The 21,899-nt window shown below is 47.2% G+C and carries 18 protein-coding genes, 1 tRNA gene, 2 rRNA genes and 1 riboswitch; of the genes, 14 read left to right on the top strand and 7 right to left on the bottom strand.

The features are described from left to right. The first annotated feature begins 48 nt into the window (after positions 1-48). The gene (locus J6600_RS14475; RefSeq protein ID WP_014418730.1) at positions 49-573 is read left to right on the top strand and encodes a type 1 glutamine amidotransferase domain-containing protein; all 525 of its coding nucleotides are present in this window, start codon (positions 49-51) and stop codon (positions 571-573) included. Positions 574-604: 31 nt separating this feature from the next. On the opposite strand, the gene J6600_RS14470 is transcribed toward J6600_RS14475, so the two are convergent. Then, entirely contained in the window at positions 605-1,591 is a 987-nt protein-coding gene (locus J6600_RS14470; RefSeq protein ID WP_209387535.1) for a Gfo/Idh/MocA family protein, read from the bottom strand. 179 nt (positions 1,592-1,770) lie between these two features. Between J6600_RS14470 and J6600_RS14465 the strand changes: the two genes are divergently transcribed. From J6600_RS14465 to J6600_RS14450, 4 genes are all read left to right on the top strand, one after another. Then, on the top strand, positions 1,771-2,931 hold the full coding sequence (locus J6600_RS14465) for an AI-2E family transporter (protein WP_014305691.1): 1,161 nt from the start codon (positions 1,771-1,773) through the stop codon (positions 2,929-2,931). Positions 2,932-3,022: 91 nt separating this feature from the next. Beyond that, positions 3,023-3,853: an undecaprenyl-diphosphate phosphatase gene (locus J6600_RS14460; RefSeq protein WP_007613337.1), complete on the top strand. Its 831-nt coding sequence runs from the start codon at positions 3,023-3,025 to the stop codon at positions 3,851-3,853. Positions 3,854-3,980: 127 nt separating this feature from the next. Beyond that, positions 3,981-4,053 (top strand) — tRNA-Ala (locus tag J6600_RS14455). A gap of 112 nt (positions 4,054-4,165) precedes the next feature. Beyond that, on the top strand, positions 4,166-4,486 hold the full coding sequence (locus J6600_RS14450; RefSeq protein WP_060675299.1) for a hypothetical protein: 321 nt from the start codon (positions 4,166-4,168) through the stop codon (positions 4,484-4,486). Positions 4,487-4,552: 66 nt separating this feature from the next. On the opposite strand, the gene J6600_RS14445 is transcribed toward J6600_RS14450, so the two are convergent. Then, complete coding sequence (locus J6600_RS14445) at positions 4,553-5,194, bottom strand: cupin domain-containing protein (RefSeq protein ID WP_209387534.1); 642 nt, start codon at positions 5,192-5,194, stop codon at positions 4,553-4,555. A gap of 218 nt (positions 5,195-5,412) precedes the next feature. Between J6600_RS14445 and hmpA the strand changes: the two genes are divergently transcribed. Together hmpA and J6600_RS14435 are read left to right on the top strand one after the other, a co-directional pair. Further along, positions 5,413-6,588, top strand: a complete 1,176-nt coding sequence (hmpA, locus tag J6600_RS14440) for an NO-inducible flavohemoprotein (protein ID WP_025650409.1) — start codon at positions 5,413-5,415, stop codon at positions 6,586-6,588. Positions 6,589-6,729: 141 nt separating this feature from the next. Then, positions 6,730-7,575: a glucosaminidase domain-containing protein gene (locus J6600_RS14435; RefSeq protein ID WP_014418724.1), complete on the top strand. Its 846-nt coding sequence runs from the start codon at positions 6,730-6,732 to the stop codon at positions 7,573-7,575. 34 nt (positions 7,576-7,609) lie between these two features. Here the strand turns inward: J6600_RS14435 and ktrA are convergent, their stop codons facing one another. From ktrA to cudC, 3 genes are all read right to left on the bottom strand, one after another. Next, entirely contained in the window at positions 7,610-8,278 is a 669-nt protein-coding gene (gene ktrA, locus J6600_RS14430) for a potassium uptake protein KtrA (protein WP_014418723.1), read from the bottom strand. A 166-nt stretch (positions 8,279-8,444) separates the two neighbouring features. Further along, positions 8,445-8,981, bottom strand: a complete 537-nt coding sequence (bslA, locus tag J6600_RS14425; RefSeq protein WP_025650408.1) for a biofilm surface layer hydrophobin BslA — start codon at positions 8,979-8,981, stop codon at positions 8,445-8,447. Between the two features lie 159 nt (positions 8,982-9,140). Then, positions 9,141-9,695 (bottom strand): transcriptional regulator GbsR, encoded by a 555-nt coding sequence (gene cudC, locus J6600_RS14420; protein WP_014418721.1) that lies wholly within the window; start codon positions 9,693-9,695, stop codon positions 9,141-9,143. Positions 9,696-9,895: 200 nt separating this feature from the next. Here cudC and betB point away from each other — a divergent pair, with 200 nt between their 5' ends. From betB to J6600_RS14405, 3 genes are all read left to right on the top strand, one after another. After that, positions 9,896-11,368 (top strand): betaine-aldehyde dehydrogenase, encoded by a 1,473-nt coding sequence (gene betB, locus J6600_RS14415; protein ID WP_209387533.1) that lies wholly within the window; start codon positions 9,896-9,898, stop codon positions 11,366-11,368. 17 nt (positions 11,369-11,385) lie between these two features. After that, on the top strand, positions 11,386-12,594 hold the full coding sequence (gbsB, locus tag J6600_RS14410; RefSeq protein WP_209387532.1) for a choline dehydrogenase: 1,209 nt from the start codon (positions 11,386-11,388) through the stop codon (positions 12,592-12,594). A 71-nt stretch (positions 12,595-12,665) separates the two neighbouring features. Next, a complete protein-coding gene (locus J6600_RS14405; RefSeq protein ID WP_017419516.1) occupies positions 12,666-13,247 on the top strand; it encodes an MOSC domain-containing protein in 582 nt (193 codons plus the stop codon). 1 nt (position 13,248) lies between these two features. Here J6600_RS14405 and J6600_RS14400 read toward each other — a convergent pair whose 3' ends face one another. Next, positions 13,249-13,737 (bottom strand): DinB family protein, encoded by a 489-nt coding sequence (locus J6600_RS14400; protein WP_017419515.1) that lies wholly within the window; start codon positions 13,735-13,737, stop codon positions 13,249-13,251. Positions 13,738-13,883: 146 nt separating this feature from the next. On the opposite strand from J6600_RS14400, the gene J6600_RS14395 reads away from it, so the two are divergent. Both J6600_RS14395 and J6600_RS14390 read left to right on the top strand, forming a co-directional pair. Then, positions 13,884-14,414, top strand: coding sequence for an NfeD family protein (locus J6600_RS14395; RefSeq protein WP_109567151.1), 531 nt, complete (start codon positions 13,884-13,886; stop codon positions 14,412-14,414). Between the two features lie 19 nt (positions 14,415-14,433). Beyond that, a complete protein-coding gene (locus J6600_RS14390; RefSeq protein WP_014418715.1) occupies positions 14,434-15,963 on the top strand; it encodes a flotillin lipid rafts scaffold protein FloT in 1,530 nt (509 codons plus the stop codon). 30 nt (positions 15,964-15,993) lie between these two features. Here J6600_RS14390 and thiT read toward each other — a convergent pair whose 3' ends face one another. Further along, positions 15,994-16,575 carry an energy-coupled thiamine transporter ThiT gene (gene thiT / locus J6600_RS14385; RefSeq protein ID WP_209387531.1) on the bottom strand — a complete coding sequence of 194 codons (582 nt, stop codon included), beginning with the start codon at positions 16,573-16,575 and terminating at the stop codon, positions 15,994-15,996. A gap of 100 nt (positions 16,576-16,675) precedes the next feature. Then, a riboswitch (TPP riboswitch) is annotated at positions 16,676-16,776 on the bottom strand. A gap of 365 nt (positions 16,777-17,141) precedes the next feature. On the opposite strand from thiT, the gene J6600_RS14380 reads away from it, so the two are divergent. Further along, a 16S ribosomal RNA gene (locus J6600_RS14380) occupies positions 17,142-18,691 on the top strand. Positions 18,692-18,924: 233 nt separating this feature from the next. Next, a 23S ribosomal RNA gene (locus tag J6600_RS14375) occupies positions 18,925-21,852 on the top strand. The 16S and 23S rRNA genes sit together here, the layout of an rRNA operon. The last annotated feature ends 47 nt before the right edge of the window (positions 21,853-21,899 follow it).

The following is a 21,899-nucleotide window of genomic DNA, read 5'->3' as shown; positions in this document are numbered from 1 at the left end:
TCATCTGAAAAAAGCGATACACTAATATAAAAGAAGGGAGTGGCAGTGATGAGATTAGAAGGCAAAAAAGTCATAGCGCTTGTCAGTGACGATTTTGAAGACCTAGAGCTTTGGTATCCCGTCTACCGGCTGAGAGAGGAAGGCGCGATCGTTCATTTAATAGGAGAAGAAGCGGGCCGTTCATACAAAGGAAAATACGGCGTGCCCGCGACGGCGGATTACGATTTTAAGAGCCTGATTATTCAGGAGTATGATGCCGTGCTCGTGCCTGGCGGCTGGGCTCCTGACAAACTGCGAAGATATCCTGAAGTTTTGGAGATCATCCGTACGATGAACGAGCAGAAAAAGCCGATCGGCCAGATCTGCCATGCGGGCTGGGTGCTCATATCTGCCGGAATTCTCGCAGGAAAAAAAGTAACGAGCACGCCCGGCATCAAAGACGACATGACAAATGCAGGGGCACAGTGGCTGGATGAAGCTGTCGTAACTGACGGCCACATTGTATCAAGCCGCCGCCCGCCCGACCTTCCGCAGTATGCAAAAGCGTTTGCTGATCTGTTAGCGTCCAAATAAAAAACATCCGCCCGAATCCGGGCGGATGTTTTTAGTTTTGATCGGCGGGAAAGACAATTCCGATTTGTTTTCTCGCTTCTTCCATAATGCTTGCCGTAATGAAAGAACGTTCAAATGTATTTTCGGAAGACTCCCGCTGTCCGTTTCGAAGAAGATAAATGAATTCAGCCGTTTCGTAGTACATCGACGGTTTCAGATCAGGGACTGAAATGTCTTCCGTCCTTCCGTCACGATAGCGGATTTCCGCCCGTTCCGGCCCGTGAATGCTGTCCAGCACGATCGTGCCGTCCTCACCCTGAATTTCCGCCGGGGCAAACGAATTTGAGATTTTCGAATGCATCAGCACCGCTTCAAATCCGTCGTATGACAGAATCACCGTGCCTTCGCCGTCAACGCCGGATGAGAGTTTATGACCGGTCGCAATGACGTTTTTCGGTTTGCCGAACAGGACGACGGCCGGATAAATGCAGTACACGCCGATGTCCATTAACGAACCGTTCGATAATTCAGGCTTAAACGCGTTTAGCACCGTACCGTTTTTATATGCATCATATCGTGATGAATATTGGCAGTAGCTTGCCGTGAATCTCCTGACGGGTCCGATTTTATGTAAGTGGTTTTGAAGCATGCTGAAGTTCGGCAGGAACGTTGTTTTCATGGCTTCCATCAAGAGAACGCCGTTCGTTTTGGCTGCGTGAATCATTTCATCCGTTTCCCTTGCGTTAGACGCAAACGGTTTTTCGCACAGTACATGCTTGCCGTGTTCCATAAAAAGGACCGCCTGCTCTTTGTGAAATGCATTCGGGCTGGCGAGATACACCGCGTCATAGGCTTTGCTTTCCGCCATTTCTTTCAGGCTGGTGAAATAATGAGCAGCGCCGTGTTTGCCGGCGAATTCCGCCGCGCGTTCCTCAGTTCTGGAATAAACCGCCGTTAATTGAAAATCATCAATAGCAGAAGCCGCCTCCAGAAATCGTTCTGTAATCCAATTCGTTCCGACTGTTGCAAATCGAATCATTGCTATCGCTCCTTCTATGTATTGGCTTACATTATAGCTTTTTTTCTGAGAAACATAAATGGAAAAAAGGCTGGCAGCTAAAGGGATAGGAAAAATTCCCATAGAGACCGGTTATTATTTTTCATTACAGGAACGATAGTGTACAATTTAAGTAAAATACATATGATGGAGGAACAATAGTGGAAACATTGCAAACATGGGGCGGCAGATTTAAACAGTTTTTCTTAGACAATAAATTTGTCTTGTTTTTGCTTGTATTGCTGCTCATCGGTCTCAATATCCTTGTCTTTATGAAGACATCATTTATTTTCACACCTATTATCGTCCTGCTCAAAACGATTGCGCTCCCCGTCATTTTGACAGGAATTGTTTATTATCTGCTTAATCCGATCGTAGATATATTGGAAAAAATAAGAGTGAAAAGAGTCTATTCCATCCTGCTCCTTTACCTCATTATTATAGGGCTGATTTCGATTACGGTCGTTTCAATTATTCCGTTTTTAAAGGAACAGATCATGAGCCTGATCGACAACCTGCCGAAATATGTGGATATTGTTGAAGATCAGACGAAAAGCCTGATCGGAAGCGATTTTGTAAATCAGGCGCAAAAGACGATGAATATCAACATTTCCGATCTTGCTAATAAAGTATCGGCGCAGGCGGCGACAATTGCAAACAGCACATTTACCGGAGTCGGGAATTTTATCGGCGCGCTGACGGAAGTGATTATTTCAATTGTGACCGTGCCGTTTATTCTGTTCTATTTGCTGAAAGACGGCAAAAAACTGCCAATCTATATCTTAAAGTTTGTGCCCACCCGTCTGAAAGAACAAACGTATACGATGCTGAGTGAAATGAACCACAGATTAAGCTCCTATATCAGAGGACAGGTCATCGTCAGCTTCTGCATCGGGTTTTTATTATTTATCGGCTATCTGATTATCGGACTTGATTATGCTTCACTGCTTGCGGTCATTGCCGCTTGTACGAGCGTTGTTCCGTATTTAGGGCCGACCATTGCCATCACGCCGGCGATTATTATCGCGTTGGTCACTTCGCCCCTTATGCTGCTGAAGCTTGCGATTGTATGGACCGTTGTCCAGCTCGTGGAAGGGAAATTAATTTCGCCGCAGATCATGGGGAAAAATCTTCACATTCACCCGATTACCATCATCTTTGTTCTTTTAACCGCCGGAAAGCTGTTCGGGGTTGTCGGCATTATTTTAGCCATCCCGGGGTATGCGGTCATCAAAGTGGTCACGACCCATCTGTTTGATTGGTTCAAAATGCGTTCGCATTTATATGAAGAAGAAAAAAATGATGCTGTATCGAAGTCATAAAATCGGAACGGACATGATATTTATTATAAGACAGGCTTTCCTTCAGAGGAGAGCTTCTCTTTTGTAAATGATGAATGAAGGGAAGAATGGGATGACACTATGGGAGATGTTCACAGCAGCCGTTTTGGGAATCGTGGAAGGGCTGACGGAGTACGCGCCGGTTTCTTCCACGGGACATATGATCATAGCGGATGACATCTGGCTGAAATCCGGAAGCCTGATGAATCCGGAAGCCGCCAATTCCTTCAAAGTGGTGATTCAGCTCGGTTCGATTCTGGCGGTGGCCATTGTGTTTAAGGATCGGATATTACATTTACTCGGCCTCAAAAAAAACGTCACGCGCGATCAGCAGAAGGGATACAGGCTGACCATCGCGCAAATCGCCGTCGGTCTTGTTCCGGCGGCGGTGCTCGGCTTTTTATTTGAGGATTTCATTGACCGCTATTTATTCTCCGTCAGAACGGTCGCTTACGGATTAATTGCCGGAGCCGTGCTTATGCTTATAGCGGACTGGATCAATAAAAGGAAAGAAACAATCGATACGGTGGACAGAATCACCTACAAACAGGCTTTCTGTGTCGGATTATTCCAGTGTCTCGCCTTATGGCCCGGATTTTCCCGCTCAGGCTCAACGATTGCCGGAGGTGTCATTGTCGGCTTGAATCACCGGGCAGCCGCAGACTTCACATTTATTATGGCTATTCCGATTATGGCGGGCGCAAGCCTTCTGAAGCTGGTGAAATACTGGAGCAGTCTTTCTTATGACATGATTCCGTTTTTTCTTGTCGGCTTTATCTGCGCCTTTGTCGTCGCCCTCTTAGTCGTCAAGTTTTTTCTTCGGCTCATCAATCGGATTAAGCTTGTCCCGTTCGCCATTTACCGTGTCATCCTCGGCATCATTTTAATCATGCTCGTGCGATAAACGTAGAGGCCCCCGGAGGGTCTTCTTTTTATGTTCGAAAAACGTCTCAGGAAAATATGAGCAAACTGAATTTTCTGCTTGAAATTCAAAGAAGACTCGTCTATAATAAAACATGACGTTACAGCACGGGGCCATAGCTCAGCTGGGAGAGCGCTACGCTGGCAGCGTAGAGGTCAGGGGTTCGAGCCCCCTTGGCTCCATACCTTTAAACCCTTATTCTATAAATAAGGGTTTTTTTGTTTTTTCATCTTCTGCGGCAGCCTCTGTGTTCTGCTTCATTTCTAACAACTCAAAATAAAGGAAAGAGAGAAAATGAAAAAGAAAATCTATCTTATATTATCTCTGTCAGCGGCACTGGCGCTTTTTTTGACAGCGCTTCCGGCTCTTTCTCCTGTCATCTTCACGTCTGCTTCAGAAAAAGGAGCCATCAGGCATGACATTTATAAAAAAGGATATCCGTATCAAAGCTACTTTGCGATTCTTCAAAAAGAAGAAGGCGGCGGAGAGGCCGGGAACCTTTATTATGTAAATTGGTTCAATTGGAAAGATGAAACCGGACAGACGCCGCACGTATGTTATTCAAAAAAATCGTCCGAAGGCGAGTACAAAGTAAGCTGCGGAACCGGACCGTAATGATCAAGAGCCCCTCTCCAATGAGGGGCTCTTTCTGTCGAGCTGAATGCCGCTCCGGCTCTCCGTTTAATATCCCCAATATAACGGCGTATCATAATGCCGATACGGATCATTCGGATAATACGTATTTGGCTGATAAGGCTTATTCATATCATGAATACCCGTGTTTTCAGTCTGTCCGCAGTATTTATCGGGACCTATCACAGTTGATTGCCGGATCGGTGAAACGGCTTTTTCCCACTCATGCTCATTCAGACAGTACGTATGCGCCATGATCTCAGGCGGCGTCAGACGGAGAATATCCGAGCCGTATATCACTTCAGGCGAAGGGGCGTCAAATATGGCCAAAAGGTGGGTTTTGTCTGAAGTGGCGACTTCATAATGCCACCACCCCTGCGGAACATTCGCCACTTGTCCTGGAGAGATCGGATAATTCCGTATTTTCTGGGTGAACGGATTCAGCATCGACACCACCGCGGAACCCGAAATACAGTACACCAATTCAGCGGCGTTTTGATGGGTATGCGGTTCAATCACATTTGTTTTGCTCAGAAAGATATCTAATAATGAAATATTTTCAAGCGTGTTTAACTGTTTAATCCCCAATACATTGATAAAGTTCCGAGCATCTTTCGTAAAAAAACGGCTCTCATTCACATCATAAGTGAATTGTGTATTCGGAGACGTGTAATCGATATCGGAAACCATGCACTCCCCCGCTTTCATCTTTAAACGTATATTCCCAAATATATGTGTCCCTGTTTCACCGGGTGATAAAAAAAGGAGGTGAAATCCATAAATTCCAAATCCAACACAATATTGTGACGACTTTTTTAAAGATTCATTTTCAATATATCTTTTATTCGAAATATCTCTTACTATAAAGATATATTGAAAATACATCTTTAGAAGGGTTGAGGATTAACATGCTGGATGAGAGAACAATAGACATCATCAAAAGCACAGTACCCGTATTGAAAACACATGGAGAAAACATCACCGGACGCTTTTATAACCTGATGTTTCAAGATCATCCCGAACTGTTAAATATGTTTAACCAAACGAACCAAAAGAAACAGACTCAGCGCGCAGCATTGGCAAATGCAGTCATTGCGGCTGCGGCGAATATTGATCAATTAGAACAAATCATTCCGGCGGTCAGACAGATCGGCCATAAACACACAAGCATCGGTGTAAAACCGGAACATTATCCGATTGTCGGAAAGTATCTGCTTCTGGCAATTAAGGATGTGCTGCAGGATGCCGCAACTCCTGAGATTATGCAGGCATGGGAAAAAGCTTACGGTGTTATTGCGGAGGCTTTCATCGGCATTGAAAAAGACATGTACAATGAAGCCGGATGGCAGGGGTATAAAGAATTTACGGTTATACAGAAAACGAAAGAAAGCAAAGATATCACATCATTTTATATCAAACCGAGTGACGGCTCTTCGCTTCCTGGATTTGAAGCGGGACAATATATCAGCATTAAAGTGCGGATTGCGGATTCTCCTTATACGCACATTCGCCAGTACAGCCTGTCTGATGCTTCTCAAAAAGGGGCATATCGGATTTCTGTGAAAAAGGACGGAGCGGTTTCTTCTCATCTCCACAATGAAGTTCAAGAGGGAGATAAACTTGAAGTCAGCGCACCCGCCGGGGATTTCAAGCTGTCTTCTTCCGAAAAACCGGTTGTTCTTATCAGTGCCGGCTCCGGAATCACGCCGATGATGAGCATGCTGAAAACAGCCGCCGAAAAACAGCCGGAGCGTTCCGTTACTTTTATTCATGCCGCGAAAAACGGAGAGTACGCCGCGTTCCGCAAAGAGGCTGAACAAGCTGCGGAGAATCATCCGAATATTAACGTCATTTATGTATACAGTGAACCGGCAGAACAAGACCGCTCAGGAGACAAGCCTTTTTACAGCGGCAGGATTGATCAAACCTTCCTGGAGCAGCTTCATCTGAATCAAGATGCTGAATTTTACTTGTGCGGATCAGCGCAGTTTATGACACAAATGAAAGACATGGTTCTTGCCCTCGGGTTTGACTCTGATTCCGTTCAATATGAATTGTTCGGCCCTCAGCTGAGCATGGCATAACAAAAAAGACTCCTCAAAGAGGAGTCTTTTTTATTTGCACAATGTGTTCTTTCTCCGTCTTTTTCCCTATTTAATTGAAATTTTCATCAATGACCAGTAAAATTATAAATCTAGTGATTCCGGAATTAAAGGAAGGTTGATATGAAAAAGAAAGCAAAGACCAAAAGGGTGCTTGGGTGCCTTTTTGCTGTATCTCTTATATTCGGATTATTTCTGGTATCAATGGTGTTTTCGAAATTCATAGTGACGGAAGAAAAACCGCCTGAAGAGGTGGACGAGCAGCAGGTCTTTATTGACAGCCTTTCCGGGCATGCTCAAATTTTATATGAGAAATATCATGTCCTTCCGAGCATCACCCTCGCACAGGCCATTCTCGAATCGGACTGGGGGAACAGTGAGCTTGCGGGGAAAGCGCGCAACCTGTTCGGTGTAAAAGGTGATTATAAAGGAAAACACGTCACGATGAAAACGGATGAATTTGAAAAAGGAAAACGAAAAACGATTCGGGCAAAATTCCGTAAATACAGCACGTTTTTTGAATCAATGGATGACCATGCAAAATTATTTGTCAACGGAACGTCTTGGAATAAAAAGAAGTACAAGCCCGTCATTGAAGCGGACAATTATAAAACAGCGGCGGCTGCCCTTCAAAAATCCGGCTACGCCACAGACCCCGGCTATGCTGAAAAAATTAAAGATGTCATAGAAACCTATAACCTGAATGAATATGACAAAATCAATGCCTCTCTTAAAGCAGTTGATATGAAAGGCGCCATCAAAGACCACGCCATTGAAGACGTGTGGTCGAAGCCGTCAAAAGAGCGGCATTCTATAAAACTGGCATCGGCGCAAAAGTTTACCGGCCAGCATATTAAAGTCGTATCTGAAAAACAAAACGGAGAATCCGTCTGGTACCAAATTCAAGTGAAAGATGAGCTGATCGGCTGGGTTGACCAAACCGCCGTCCAGTTAAGTGAAGAAACATAAGCATCAAAAAAAGCCGGCAGCCCGCCGGCTTTTTTTACATTCCTTCAGTTTCAAACCTTTTAATATCACGTTTATGCCCCATCAGCACAAGGCAGTCACATTCATGAATGACAGTCTCCGGAGAAGGGGACAGCTGAATGTCTCCGTTATGTTTCACGGCAAGAATGGTGCAGCCGAATCTGGCCCGGACGCCGAGATCAAGAATGGATTTTAAATGCAGCTTTTTCGTGGCTGAAAGCTCCACGATGCTGTATTCATCTGACAAATCAATATAATTTAAGACGTTTTCATCCGAAAGGCTTTGCGCAATCCGCACGCCCATATCCTTTTCGGGATGGATAATACGATCAGCACCGATCTTTTCAAGCACTTTGTGATGATAATAGTTTTGCGCTTTCACCCAAATATTAGGGATGTTCAGCTCCTTCAATAACAGCGTCGTCAGCGTGCTTGCCTGAATGTTGGCGCCGATTGCTACGATGACATATTCAAAATTTCTGATGCCGAGCGACTGAAGCTCGCTTTCTTCCGTTGAATTTGCCCGCACAGCATGCGTGGCATAAGAGGAGTATGCGTTGACCCGCTCTTCGCTGATATCGACCGCAAGCACCTCATGCCCCATTTTAAAAAGCTCTTTACAGATGCTTCCGCCGAAACGGCCGAGTCCGATGACGGCAAATTGTTTATTTTTGATTTTTCCCAATCCTCATAACTCCTTAAGAAACTGTTTTCGTCACTCCAAATACAACAAACAAGAATGTACTCCTGTTTCAAGGGTTTGTCAATGCGAGGGCCGGAAGAAAGAAAACAGCACAAAAAAAAGACCGGATGACAAGCGAGGGGCTTGTGCCGGTCTTTTTTCGCAATTATTAGCAGTCGCAAGGCTGTGTCGGCGGTGTGCTGCGTTTTTGAACAACAATTGTGTCCTCAGCATAGAATTTAGAGCCGATGCTTAATGATTTATTTTCTGCACGGAACTTATATGTACCTGCAGCAGGCAATGTTTTATTATTAAGAGAAAGCTTAAATTCCGCTGCGCCGAGCAAATCAATGTTTAACGGAAGTCTGACTGTTTTGCCGTTATTCAGAATTTGTCTTTCACGCAAAGCGTGTCCGTTGACTGTATCTTTTGTTGTAGCCGCAAATCCGCTAGGAAGGGTAAATTCCATAACGCCTAAGCTCAGGATCGTGTTCGGACGGTACGTCAATTCGATATCAGAAAATGACCATTCCTGCTGGCTGGCACCTGTATATTTTGCAAATAAGGTAGCAGTCGCTTTCGTGGACATTTCCGGCTCGTGAACGGTTGAGCCTGACTCAGCGGCGAATGACGCTGTCGGCAGAGAAAGAAGCAAAACCAGGCCGAATAAACTTGCCATGACAGTTGAGAAAAATTTGTGTTTCATTTTCATAAATCCCCCTAAAAAAAATTTGCTGATTGTTCTTAAAAAAGAACGACCATACCTATAAAAATTTACCATCAATTTTAATGGAAGTAAATGGGGTTATATTCCTATATTTTCTCAAAAATAATCAAATCACGACAAAAAACGCCTGATTTTGATTCAGGCGTTTTTTTCGTCCGTTTCTATCGGAATAAATTTAAAAATCTCCCCGCTCTGAACCGAGTCGGCGAGCCGCTTCAGCCAATCATAATAAGCTTTCGAACTTTCAAGCTGATCATATAACTGCCGCGCTTCTTCCTGTAATTCCGCGTTGCCTTCCTCGGCCAGCAAAACGGACTGCAAATCCGCCTGGGCCTGTACGATGGCGGACAAATTCACCTGAACTTCACGATCCCATTTCGGCGGGAAGAAATTCGTGAAAAACGTAAAGAAATCTTTTTCCGCTACAAACGTATGCTTCCGTGTGCCGCGGTGAAAGGTTTTTTTGACCACATTTAAATCCTGCAGCTTTTTGACGCCTGTGCTCATACTCGGTTTGCTCATCTGCAGTTCCTCACGCATTTCGTCAAGCGTCATTTCATCCCTCATATACATTGTTCCGTATAAAATCCCGACACTCCGTGTGATTCCGTAAAGATCCATCGTCTCTGCAATGGAATCAATGACAAGATCCCTGGCTTGTTCTATAGCTGCGAATTCTGGATTCTCATCCATATTGTCCCTCTTTTCCTCTTGAAGTTTAAATTTGTTAAGTCATTTCTTTATGTTCTTAATCTTAACGAATCATGACAAAATGTCAAAATCTAAACGGACTGACCGGGTTTTGACAGGCAAAAAAACATGTGTTAAATTAATATTGTTAAAAACATTAAATTTTTATTTAACAAACTTACTTTTCGGTAAGGAGGACTCTTATGAGCAAAACGCTTTATATCGGCGGCGAATGGGTCAGTGCAGAAAAAAAACAGACCCGCCGTATCATTAATCCATTTAATCAAGAAGAAATTGCAACGGTATGCGAAGGAGACCGGGACGATGCGGTGAAAGCCATCGCCGCAGCCAGAAAAGCATTTGATGAAGGGGAGTGGCCGGTGCTTTCCGGGCTCGAGCGCGGCCAATTTGTTCTGAAAATTGCGGAATTAATCAGACGCGATCTGAACGAATTAGCTGAGCTGGAATCGCTCGATACAGGAAAAACGATTGAAGAAAGTAAAGCCGATATGGATGATATCGCAAATGTATTTCAATATTATGCCGGTTTGGCGGATAAAGACGGAGGCGAGGTCATTTCATCTCCGATTCCTGATTCCGTAAGTAAAATCGTCAGAGAGCCCATTGGCGTATGCGGACAAATTACGCCGTGGAACTATCCGCTCCTTCAGGCGAGCTGGAAAATCGCTCCCGCTCTTGCGGCCGGAAACACGATCGTTTTAAAGCCGAGCGAGATTACTCCGCTGACAACCATTAAAGTCTTTCAATTAATAGAAGAAGCCGGTATTCCGAAAGGGGTCGCCAATCTCGTGCTGGGGCCGGGCGCTTCTGTCGGCGATGAGCTGGCGAGAAACCTCGACGTCGATTTGGTCTCTTTTACGGGCGGAATTGAAACAGGCAAAAAAATCATGCAGGCGGCAAGCGGCAACGTGAAAAAGATTGCCCTGGAGCTTGGCGGCAAAAATCCGAATATCGTGTTTCGAGATGCAGATCTCGAAACAGCTGCAGATCAAGCGCTGAACGCCGTGTTTTTCCATGCCGGCCAAGTTTGTTCGGCAGGGTCCCGTCTTTTGGTGGACGAAGCCATTCATGATGAATTTTTAGCCGAGCTGATCAAGCGCACGAAACGCATCAAATTAGGAAACGGTTTTCATGAAGATACGGAAAGCGGTCCGCTGATTTCCGCCGAGCATCGGGCCAAAGTCGAAAAATACGTAGAAATCGGCATCGAAGAAGGGGCAAAACTGGAAACAGGCGGCAAACGTCCTGATGATCCCGCCCTTCAAAACGGTTTTTTCTATGAACCTACTATTTTCTCAAACTGCAAGTCTGATATGCGGATAGTCCAAGAGGAGATATTCGGCCCCGTTTTAACAGTTGAGTCATTTTCTTCTGAAGAAGAAGTGATCAGACTTGCCAACGATACCATTTATGGGCTGGCCGGAGCGGTATGGTCAAAGGATATTGAAAAATGCGAACGCGTAGCCGCCAAACTGCGGATGGGAACGGTATGGATCAATGATTTCCACCCGTATTTCGCGCAAGCGCCATGGGGCGGGTACAAACAATCGGGCTTCGGCCGCGAACTCGGCAAGATCGGTCTGGAAGAATACACGGAAATCAAACATATTTACCGCAACACGAAACCTGCGGCTGTGAACTGGTTTCAAGCATAATTAGGAGGAGATACAATATGACATTAAATATGAAAGTAGAAAGCATGCATAAATTCCATACATTCGAAATCCCGACAGTCATTAAACACGGAATCGGCGCGATTCAGCACGCGGGAAGTGAAGTCAGAGCGCTTGGCGTCACAAAAGCGCTGCTCGTAACAGACCCGGGAATTTATAACGCGGGAGTGGCAAACCCGGTCATTGAATCTTTACAGGAAGCGGGCATTGAAGTCGTCCTGTTTAACAAAGTGGAGCCGAACCCGCCTGTACGTCTTGTAAACGAAGGATCAGAACTGTATAAAAAAGAAAACTGCAACGGCCTTGTGGCTGTCGGCGGCGGAAGCTCCATGGATACAGCGAAAGCGATCGGGGTAGAAGCGACACACGAAGGAAGCGTGCTTGATTATGAAGCCGCGGAAGGCAAAAAGCCGCTGGAAAACCGTATTCCTCCGCTGACAACGATCCCGACGACTGCGGGAACAGGTTCAGAGGTTACACAATGGGCGGTCATTACAGATGAAGAAAGAGAATTTAAATTCAATACGGGCGGACCGCTTATCGCCGCGCATTTAACGGTCATTGACCCTAAGCTGCACACGTCCATGCCTCCGCATGTGACGGCTATGACAGGTATTGACGCACTTGCGCACGCCATCGAGTGCTATACGATGAAATTCGCGCAGCCGATCACTGATGCCGTCGCTTTAATGGCCATTGAATATGCGGCGCATTATATTAAGCGCGCGTTTGCGGACGGAGAGGATTTGGAAGCAAGATACGGCATGGCGCAGGCGGCGATGCTTGCCGGCCTTTCATACGGCAGTGAATCAGCAGGCGCGGCGCATGCAATGAGCCAGACGCTCGGCGGCATCATCCCTGTCGCTCACGGACAATGCGTCGCAGCTATGATGGGGCCGGTAATGGAATACAACTGGAAAGGCTATCCGGAAAAATTCGCCCGCATCGCCAAAGCATTCGGAATCGATACAAGCAACATGACAACCGATGAAGCGGCAAAAGCGTCCGTCAACTGGATGTATGATCTTGTAAAAGATTTAGAGGTGCCGAGTTTAGAAGAACAAGGTGTGTCTCCGGACATGATTGAACGTTTATCAAAAGAAGCCATGAAAGATCCGCAAACATTCGGAAATCCAAGAGATTTGAATGAGAAAGCATACAACTGGATTTACAAACGCTGCTTTGACTTAACGCCGAAAACGGTATAATAAATGAACCCCGCTCCTTTACAGAGCGGGGTTTTTTAAGGATAATGTCAAGAAAAAGGCGGTGATGGCTGATGTGGAAACGCATAACAGCAAAGACGGAAGGCGTATATATAGCGGATACCGAACAATTTGTTACCAAAAAGATGGACAAGCTTCGTGCGGAATACGGCGGGTTCCCCGGTGACCTGCATTTCGGACTGACAAAAAAGGCCGGCGCGCGTGAGCCGATGTATGAAAGAGGAACAGAAATTTTTAACCGGAGACAAATTTCAATCGTGTCCATGGAGGAATGTGATGACATTGCGGAGAAGATGGGGATTTCTCATATCTTTCCCGAATGGCTCGGCGCTAACATCGCAATCAGCGGTTTTTCTGCACTGACGCCGCTTAAAGAAGGAAGCAGAATAATATTTCCAAGCGGTGCGTCTCTGTTGTGCGAGGGAGAAAATGATCCGTGCATTCAGCCGGGAGAAGTCATTCAATCCTTTTATCCGGATCAGCCAAAACTCGCCGCGGCGTTTGTGAGGCACGCGATGGGCAGAAGAGGAATTGTCTGTATTGTTGAACGCCCGGGTGATATATGCACGGGCGATGCGGTCACCATCCATTCTTATGAACCGAAACGCGCCAAGAAAAAAATCGAAAAGGTCTGACTCAGACCTTTTCGATTTTTTGTTTGATTTCTTCTATTTGATTGATGTGACGCTTTTCATGATGGCCGATAAAATCAATCCACTGGCGGATCGTCAGTTCTTGAAAAACAGGATGGGGAAGCACACGTTCTAAGTCTTCCTCGTTTAATGATGAAATAACTGCGGTCAGCTGCTGTCTTGCCGTATCTAATTCTTGTTTTGCTTCAATGACTGATATTCGGTTTTGCTCAGGTTCGAGGTGTGACGGCGCCGGCCGTTTATTTGTTCTGTCCTCTATAAACTCCATCGGTTTTTCTTCGATTTTTTTAAACGGTGCGTCTTTTGCCTGCTTTGATAAAAGGGTCTGCGCTGTTTCGTCAATTTTCTTTAAATGGTCAAGGACTTCCCGCACGCTCCACTCATCAGCCGCGGGCTTTCGGTTGAATTCCTCATCAGAGAGTCCTTTCAGTTCTTCCCAGGTCTGCTGTCTGGCTTCATTAAAAATGCTCATCCTATCTCCTCCTTTAGAGTAAACATATCATATCCGGATTGGATAATCATGTAATCAGCCTTCCTTATCAGAAAATTGAAACCATTTACCTTTACATCCGTATATAAAGTAACACTCCGACACCTCGGCCGAAAGGAGGATAGAAGATGAACATATTTTATCTGCCGCTTGAAACGGTCTATCTTTACACATTGATTATTTCGGGAAGTCTCACGCTTTTGATTCTGTTTTTTCAAGATGTGTTTCACGGCCTCTCGGAAGCTATTCCTGTTTCATTTTTAAACCCTGCATTGATTCTGTCTTTTTTAACAATCTTTTCAGCCTCAGGTTATATCGGCGAAATCGCCGCTCCGCTATCAAGTCCTGTCATTGCGTTGCTTTCATTTGTTCTTTCGGTTCTTTTGGTCAGCCTGCTTCACTTCTTCGTCCTTGTCCCGCTTTCATCAGCGGAAGAATCGCTCGCTTATCGGGAGACGGATTTAAAGGGCAGAGTCGGCAGGGTCATTACTTCCGTCCCGAAAGACGGCTATGGAGAAGTGATCATAGAGGGAATAGGGGGCGCCATTTCTAAATCAGCCGTCAGCTTTGATCAAGAACAGATCAAGTACGGAACGGCCGTATTAGTGATTGACGTGAAAGACGGAGTGCTTTTTGTGACGCCGCATGAACCAATCTGATATCTAAGGGGGAACTGTTATGACTATGCCGATTATCATCGTTATCGGAATCGTATTCTTTTTACTCATCGCACTTATTGCTGTATTTATTACGAAGTACCGGACGGCGGGGCCGGACGAAGCCCTTATCGTGACCGGAAGTTATTTGGGAAATAAGAACGTCCACATTGATGAAGGCGGAAATCGTCTGAAAATCGTCCGGGGCGGGGGAACTTTTGTGCTCCCGGTATTCCAGCAGGCAGAACCTCTCAGTTTACTGTCAAGCAAACTTGATGTCTCTACACCTGAAGTCTATACAGAACAAGGCGTGCCGGTAATGGCCGACGGAACCGCCATTATTAAAATCGGAGGCTCCATCGGTGAAATCGCAACAGCAGCTGAACAATTTTTGGGGAAATCTAAGGAAGACCGTGAGCAGGAGGCACGGGAGGTGCTGGAAGGCCATCTGCGCTCCATCCTCGGCTCCATGACCGTTGAAGAGATTTATAAAAACAGGGAAAAGTTTTCTCAGGAAGTCCAGCGGGTCGCGTCTCAGGATCTTGCTAAAATGGGGCTGATGATCGTTTCTTTTACGATTAAAGACGTCCGCGATAAAAACGGCTATCTTGAATCATTAGGTAAGCCGAGAATCGCCCAAGTCAAGCGGGATGCGGACATTGCCACGGCAGAAGCGGATAAAGAGACGAGGATTAAACGCGCGGCCGCTGATAAAGACGCAAAAAAATCAGAGCTGGAGCGGGCGACGGAAATAGCTGAAGCGGAAAAAATCAATCAGCTGAAAATGGCGGAATACAGAAGAGAGCAGGATACAGCAAAAGCCAATGCCGACCAGGCATATGATCTTGAAACAGCAAAAGCCCGCCAGCAGGTGACAGAGCAGGAAATGCAAATTAAAATTATTGAGCGGCAAAAGCAGATTGAATTGGAAGAAAAAGAAATCCTGCGCCGTGAGCGCCAATATGACTCTGAAGTGAAGAAAAAAGCCGATGCTGACCGTTACTCGGTGGAACAAGCGGCCGAAGCCGCAAAAGCGAAGCAGCTCGCAGAAGCGGATGCCGAGCAGTACAGTATCGAAGCGATGGCCAAGGCGGAAGCGGAACGCGTGAGAATTGACGGTCTTGCTAAAGCGGAGGCTGAAAAGGCGAGAGGAGAAACCGAAGCGGAAGTCATCCGCCTGAAAGGTCTCGCAGAAGCGGAAGCTAAAGAAAAAATCGCCGAAGCATTCGAAAAATACGGGCAGGCTGCAATCCTTGATATGATTGTGAAAATGCTGCCTGAATATGCGAAGCAAGTCTCAGCGCCTCTTTCCAACATTGATAAAATAACCGTCGTTGATACGGGAGGAAGCGGTGAAAACGGCGGGGCCAATAAAGTCACAGGCTACGCAACCAATTTAATGGCCGGTCTTCAGGAAAGCTTAAAAGCATCTTCCGGAATCAATGTAAAAGAGCTTATTGAGAATTTTTCAGGCAAAGGAAACATAAAACAAAGTATAAATGAACTTACAAAAGAACTGAGTGATTCAAACGAACGGCACAGCCCGGAATAAAAAAACAGCAGGCGTAAACCGCCTGCTGTTTCAGTTCGTCCGCTTAGCTTCAAGAAGCCGCGGCGCAGTCATGAATAATAAGATAAGGACAATGGCCGAAAGGATAAAAGAAGGAATCATATAAGTCGCGTTATAGACGGACGAATAAATCCATACCGGCGTGCCTTTCGGAGCATAGCTTCCGAAAAAGACAGCTCCGGAGACCACATGTGCCGCATAGCGCAGCACACTGCCGATGAAAACACCGCCTATAACATACATCGTTAAAGCGCCTCTTTTTTTATTCAATGCCGATTCCCGTACACCGGAAGCAAACAAGCCGCTGAAACCGAGGACTGCAAATGCCGCGATGTAATCAAGAAATAGCTGCACCGGGTGCTGCAAAAACAAATTGCCGATGGCGATCTGGACAATCCCTGTTAAAAAGCCTGTCGTAAGCCCGGCCTTCACTCCCCAGCGGAATGAAATCAAAAAAATCGGAATCATCATAATAGAGACCGAACCGCCTTGGGGCATCCGGAGAAACATACCTGAGACAATGTCAAGAATGACAGCCGACCCGGTCATAATCGCTATTTCAATTAAGCGCACAAGCTGTGTTGAATGATTCATAGTTTTCCCCCTGGTCAGACAACCGTATCAAGGATAAACAAAAAAGCAGCGCGGGGAAGGATGGGAAAAGGTCCGCGCGCTGCTTACATAAACTGCAAATCATTTGGCTTTGCCACATCCCTACGCCAGCGTTAACTAACAGGTTCAAAGGGTCAGAACAAAACGTTCACTCTCAGCTTTAATGCTCCCCTTGTGGTCATCAAGTATTTAGTTCAATCTTACTATACAAGAAAATATGCCAAACCACAAGACAGCTTATCTTTCTATAGAAGAGAAACTGAAATAAGTATGAAAGAAAATAATTAATGATTTTTTTAAAAAAACTATTGTCATATTTTCAAAAGGGTGTTATATTATTAAACGTCGCTGATGAACAGCAGACAACAACGAAAAGCTTCGGAAACAACTTAAAAAAAGTTGTTGACATAAAAGAAGCTGAGTGGTAAGATAATAAAGCTGCTTCAACAAGCGGTAATGATCTTTGAAAACTAAACAAGACAAAACGTACCTGTTAATTCAAAGTTTTAAATAAATCGCACAGCGATGTGCGTAGTCAGTCAAACACTTTATCGGAGAGTTTGATCCTGGCTCAGGACGAACGCTGGCGGCGTGCCTAATACATGCAAGTCGAGCGGACAGATGGGAGCTTGCTCCCTGATGTTAGCGGCGGACGGGTGAGTAACACGTGGGTAACCTGCCTGTAAGACTGGGATAACTCCGGGAAACCGGGGCTAATACCGGATGGTTGTTTGAACCGCATGGTTCAGACATAAAAGGTGGCTTCGGCTACCACTTACAGATGGACCCGCGGCGCATTAGCTAGTTGGTGAGGTAACGGCTCACCAAGGCGACGATGCGTAGCCGACCTGAGAGGGTGATCGGCCACACTGGGACTGAGACACGGCCCAGACTCCTACGGGAGGCAGCAGTAGGGAATCTTCCGCAATGGACGAAAGTCTGACGGAGCAACGCCGCGTGAGTGATGAAGGTTTTCGGATCGTAAAGCTCTGTTGTTAGGGAAGAACAAGTGCCGTTCAAATAGGGCGGCACCTTGACGGTACCTAACCAGAAAGCCACGGCTAACTACGTGCCAGCAGCCGCGGTAATACGTAGGTGGCAAGCGTTGTCCGGAATTATTGGGCGTAAAGGGCTCGCAGGCGGTTTCTTAAGTCTGATGTGAAAGCCCCCGGCTCAACCGGGGAGGGTCATTGGAAACTGGGGAACTTGAGTGCAGAAGAGGAGAGTGGAATTCCACGTGTAGCGGTGAAATGCGTAGAGATGTGGAGGAACACCAGTGGCGAAGGCGACTCTCTGGTCTGTAACTGACGCTGAGGAGCGAAAGCGTGGGGAGCGAACAGGATTAGATACCCTGGTAGTCCACGCCGTAAACGATGAGTGCTAAGTGTTAGGGGGTTTCCGCCCCTTAGTGCTGCAGCTAACGCATTAAGCACTCCGCCTGGGGAGTACGGTCGCAAGACTGAAACTCAAAGGAATTGACGGGGGCCCGCACAAGCGGTGGAGCATGTGGTTTAATTCGAAGCAACGCGAAGAACCTTACCAGGTCTTGACATCCTCTGACAATCCTAGAGATAGGACGTCCCCTTCGGGGGCAGAGTGACAGGTGGTGCATGGTTGTCGTCAGCTCGTGTCGTGAGATGTTGGGTTAAGTCCCGCAACGAGCGCAACCCTTGATCTTAGTTGCCAGCATTCAGTTGGGCACTCTAAGGTGACTGCCGGTGACAAACCGGAGGAAGGTGGGGATGACGTCAAATCATCATGCCCCTTATGACCTGGGCTACACACGTGCTACAATGGACAGAACAAAGGGCAGCGAAACCGCGAGGTTAAGCCAATCCCACAAATCTGTTCTCAGTTCGGATCGCAGTCTGCAACTCGACTGCGTGAAGCTGGAATCGCTAGTAATCGCGGATCAGCATGCCGCGGTGAATACGTTCCCGGGCCTTGTACACACCGCCCGTCACACCACGAGAGTTTGTAACACCCGAAGTCGGTGAGGTAACCTTTTAGGAGCCAGCCGCCGAAGGTGGGACAGATGATTGGGGTGAAGTCGTAACAAGGTAGCCGTATCGGAAGGTGCGGCTGGATCACCTCCTTTCTAAGGATTTTAACGGAATATAAGACCTTGGGTCTTATAAACAGAACGTTCCCTGTCTTGTTTAGTTTTGAAGGATCATTCCTTCAAAACATAGGAACATCTGCTAAATGCGCCACTTCCTGTGGCAACGCATGTGTTAGCATGTCCTATGCGTTGTTCTTTGAAAACTAGATAACAGAAGTAATTCACATTCAATTAGTAATGCAAGATATCACGTAGTGATTCTTTTTAACGGTTAAGTTAGAAAGGGCGCACGGTGGATGCCTTGGCACTAGGAGCCGATGAAGGACGGGACGAACACCGATATGCTTCGGGGAGCTGTAAGCAAGCTTTGATCCGGAGATTTCCGAATGGGGAAACCCACCACTCGTAATGGAGTGGTATCCATATCTGAATACATAGGATATGAGAAGGCAGACCCGGGGAACTGAAACATCTAAGTACCCGGAGGAAGAGAAAGCAAATGCGATTCCCTGAGTAGCGGCGAGCGAAACGGGACCAGCCCAAACCAAGAGGCTTGCCTCTTGGGGTTGTAGGACACTCTGTACGGAGTTACAAAGGAACGAGGTAGATGAAGAGGTCTGGAAAGGCCCGCCATAGGAGGTAACAGCCCTGTAGTCAAAACTTCGTTCTCTCCTGAGTGGATCCTGAGTACGGCGGAACACGTGAAATTCCGTCGGAATCCGGGAGGACCATCTCCCAAGGCTAAATACTCCCTAGTGACCGATAGTGAACCAGTACCGTGAGGGAAAGGTGAAAAGCACCCCGGAAGGGGAGTGAAAGAGATCCTGAAACCGTGTGCCTACAAGTAGTCAGAGCCCGTTAACGGGTGATGGCGTGCCTTTTGTAGAATGAACCGGCGAGTTACGATCCCGTGCAAGGTTAAGCAGAAGATGCGGAGCCGCGCGAAAGCGAGTCTGAATAGGGCGAATTGAGTACGTGGTCGTAGACCCGAAACCAGGTGATCTACCCATGTCCAGGGTGAAGTTCAGGTAACACTGAATGGAGGCCCGAACCCACGCACGTTGAAAAGTGCGGGGATGAGGTGTGGGTAGGGGTGAAATGCCAATCGAACCTGGAGATAGCTGGTTCTCTCCGAAATAGCTTTAGGGCTAGCCTCAAGGTAAGAGTCTCGGAGGTAGAGCACTGATTGGACTAGGGGCCCCTACCGGGTTACCGAATTCAGTCAAACTCCGAATGCCGATGACTTATCCTTGGGAGTCAGACTGCGAGTGATAAGATCCGTAGTCGAAAGGGAAACAGCCCAGACCGCCAGCTAAGGTCCCAAAGTATACGTTAAGTGGAAAAGGATGTGGAGTTGCTTAGACAACCAGGATGTTGGCTTAGAAGCAGCCACCATTTAAAGAGTGCGTAATAGCTCACTGGTCGAGTGACTCTGCGCCGAAAATGTACCGGGGCTAAACGTATCACCGAAGCTGCGGACTGTTCTTCGAACAGTGGTAGGAGAGCGTTCTAAGGGCTGTGAAGCAAGACCGGAAGGACTTGTGGAGCGCTTAGAAGTGAGAATGCCGGTATGAGTAGCGAAAGAGGGGTGAGAATCCCCTCCACCGAATGCCTAAGGTTTCCTGAGGAAGGCTCGTCCGCTCAGGGTTAGTCGGGACCTAAGCCGAGGCCGAAAGGCGTAGGCGATGGATAACAGGTTGATATTCCTGTACCACCTCCTCACCATTTGAGCAATGGGGGGACGCAGGAGGATAGGGTAAGCGCGGTATTGGATATCCGCGTCCAAGCAGTTAGGCTGGGAAATAGGCAAATCCGTTTCCCGTGAAGGCTGAGCTGTGATGGCGAGCGAATTATAGTAGCGAAGTTCCTGATTCCACACTGCCAAGAAAAGCCTCTAGCGAGGTGAGAGGTGCCCGTACCGCAAACCGACACAGGTAGGCGAGGAGAGAATCCTAAGGTGATCGAGAGAACTCTCGTTAAGGAACTCGGCAAAATGACCCCGTAACTTCGGGAGAAGGGGTGCTCTGTTAGGGTGCAAGCCCGAGAGAGCCGCAGTGAATAGGCCCAGGCGACTGTTTAGCAAAAACACAGGTCTCTGCGAAGCCGTAAGGCGAAGTATAGGGGCTGACGCCTGCCCGGTGCTGGAAGGTTAAGAGGAGCGCTTAGCGTAAGCGAAGGTGCGAATTGAAGCCCCAGTAAACGGCGGCCGTAACTATAACGGTCCTAAGGTAGCGAAATTCCTTGTCGGGTAAGTTCCGACCCGCACGAAAGGCGCAACGATCTGGGCACTGTCTCAACGAGAGACTCGGTGAAATTATAGTACCTGTGAAGATGCAGGTTACCCGCGACAGGACGGAAAGACCCCGTGGAGCTTTACTGCAGCCTGATATTGAATGTTGGTACAGCTTGTACAGGATAGGTAGGAGCCTTGGAAACCGGAGCGCCAGCTTCGGTGGAGGCATCGGTGGGATACTACCCTGGCTGTATTGACCTTCTAACCCGCCGCCCTTATCGGGCGGGGAGACAGTGTCAGGTGGGCAGTTTGACTGGGGCGGTCGCCTCCTAAAAGGTAACGGAGGCGCCCAAAGGTTCCCTCAGAATGGTTGGAAATCATTCGCAGAGTGTAAAGGCACAAGGGAGCTTGACTGCGAGACCTACAAGTCGAGCAGGGACGAAAGTCGGGCTTAGTGATCCGGTGGTTCCGCATGGAAGGGCCATCGCTCAACGGATAAAAGCTACCCCGGGGATAACAGGCTTATCTCCCCAAGAGTCCACATCGACGGGGAGGTTTGGCACCTCGATGTCGGCTCATCGCATCCTGGGGCTGTAGTCGGTCCCAAGGGTTGGGCTGTTCGCCCATTAAAGCGGTACGCGAGCTGGGTTCAGAACGTCGTGAGACAGTTCGGTCCCTATCCGTCGCGGGCGCAGGAAATTTGAGAGGAGCTGTCCTTAGTACGAGAGGACCGGGATGGACGCACCGCTGGTGTACCAGTTGTTCTGCCAAGGGCATCGCTGGGTAGCTATGTGCGGACGGGATAAGTGCTGAAAGCATCTAAGCATGAAGCCCCCCTCAAGATGAGATTTCCCATTCCGCAAGGAAGTAAGATCCCTGAAAGATGATCAGGTTGATAGGTCTGAGGTGGAAGTGTGGCGACACATGGAGCTGACAGATACTAATCGATCGAGGACTTAACCAATTTGAATGTATGCTTACTGTTATCTAGTTTTGAGAGAACACTCTCAA

This window comes from Bacillus sp. LJBV19 (assembly GCF_017797845.1).
Classification (GTDB): domain Bacteria; phylum Bacillota; class Bacilli; order Bacillales; family Bacillaceae; genus Bacillus; species Bacillus velezensis.
This window is presented reverse-complemented; position numbering and strand designations above follow the sequence as displayed.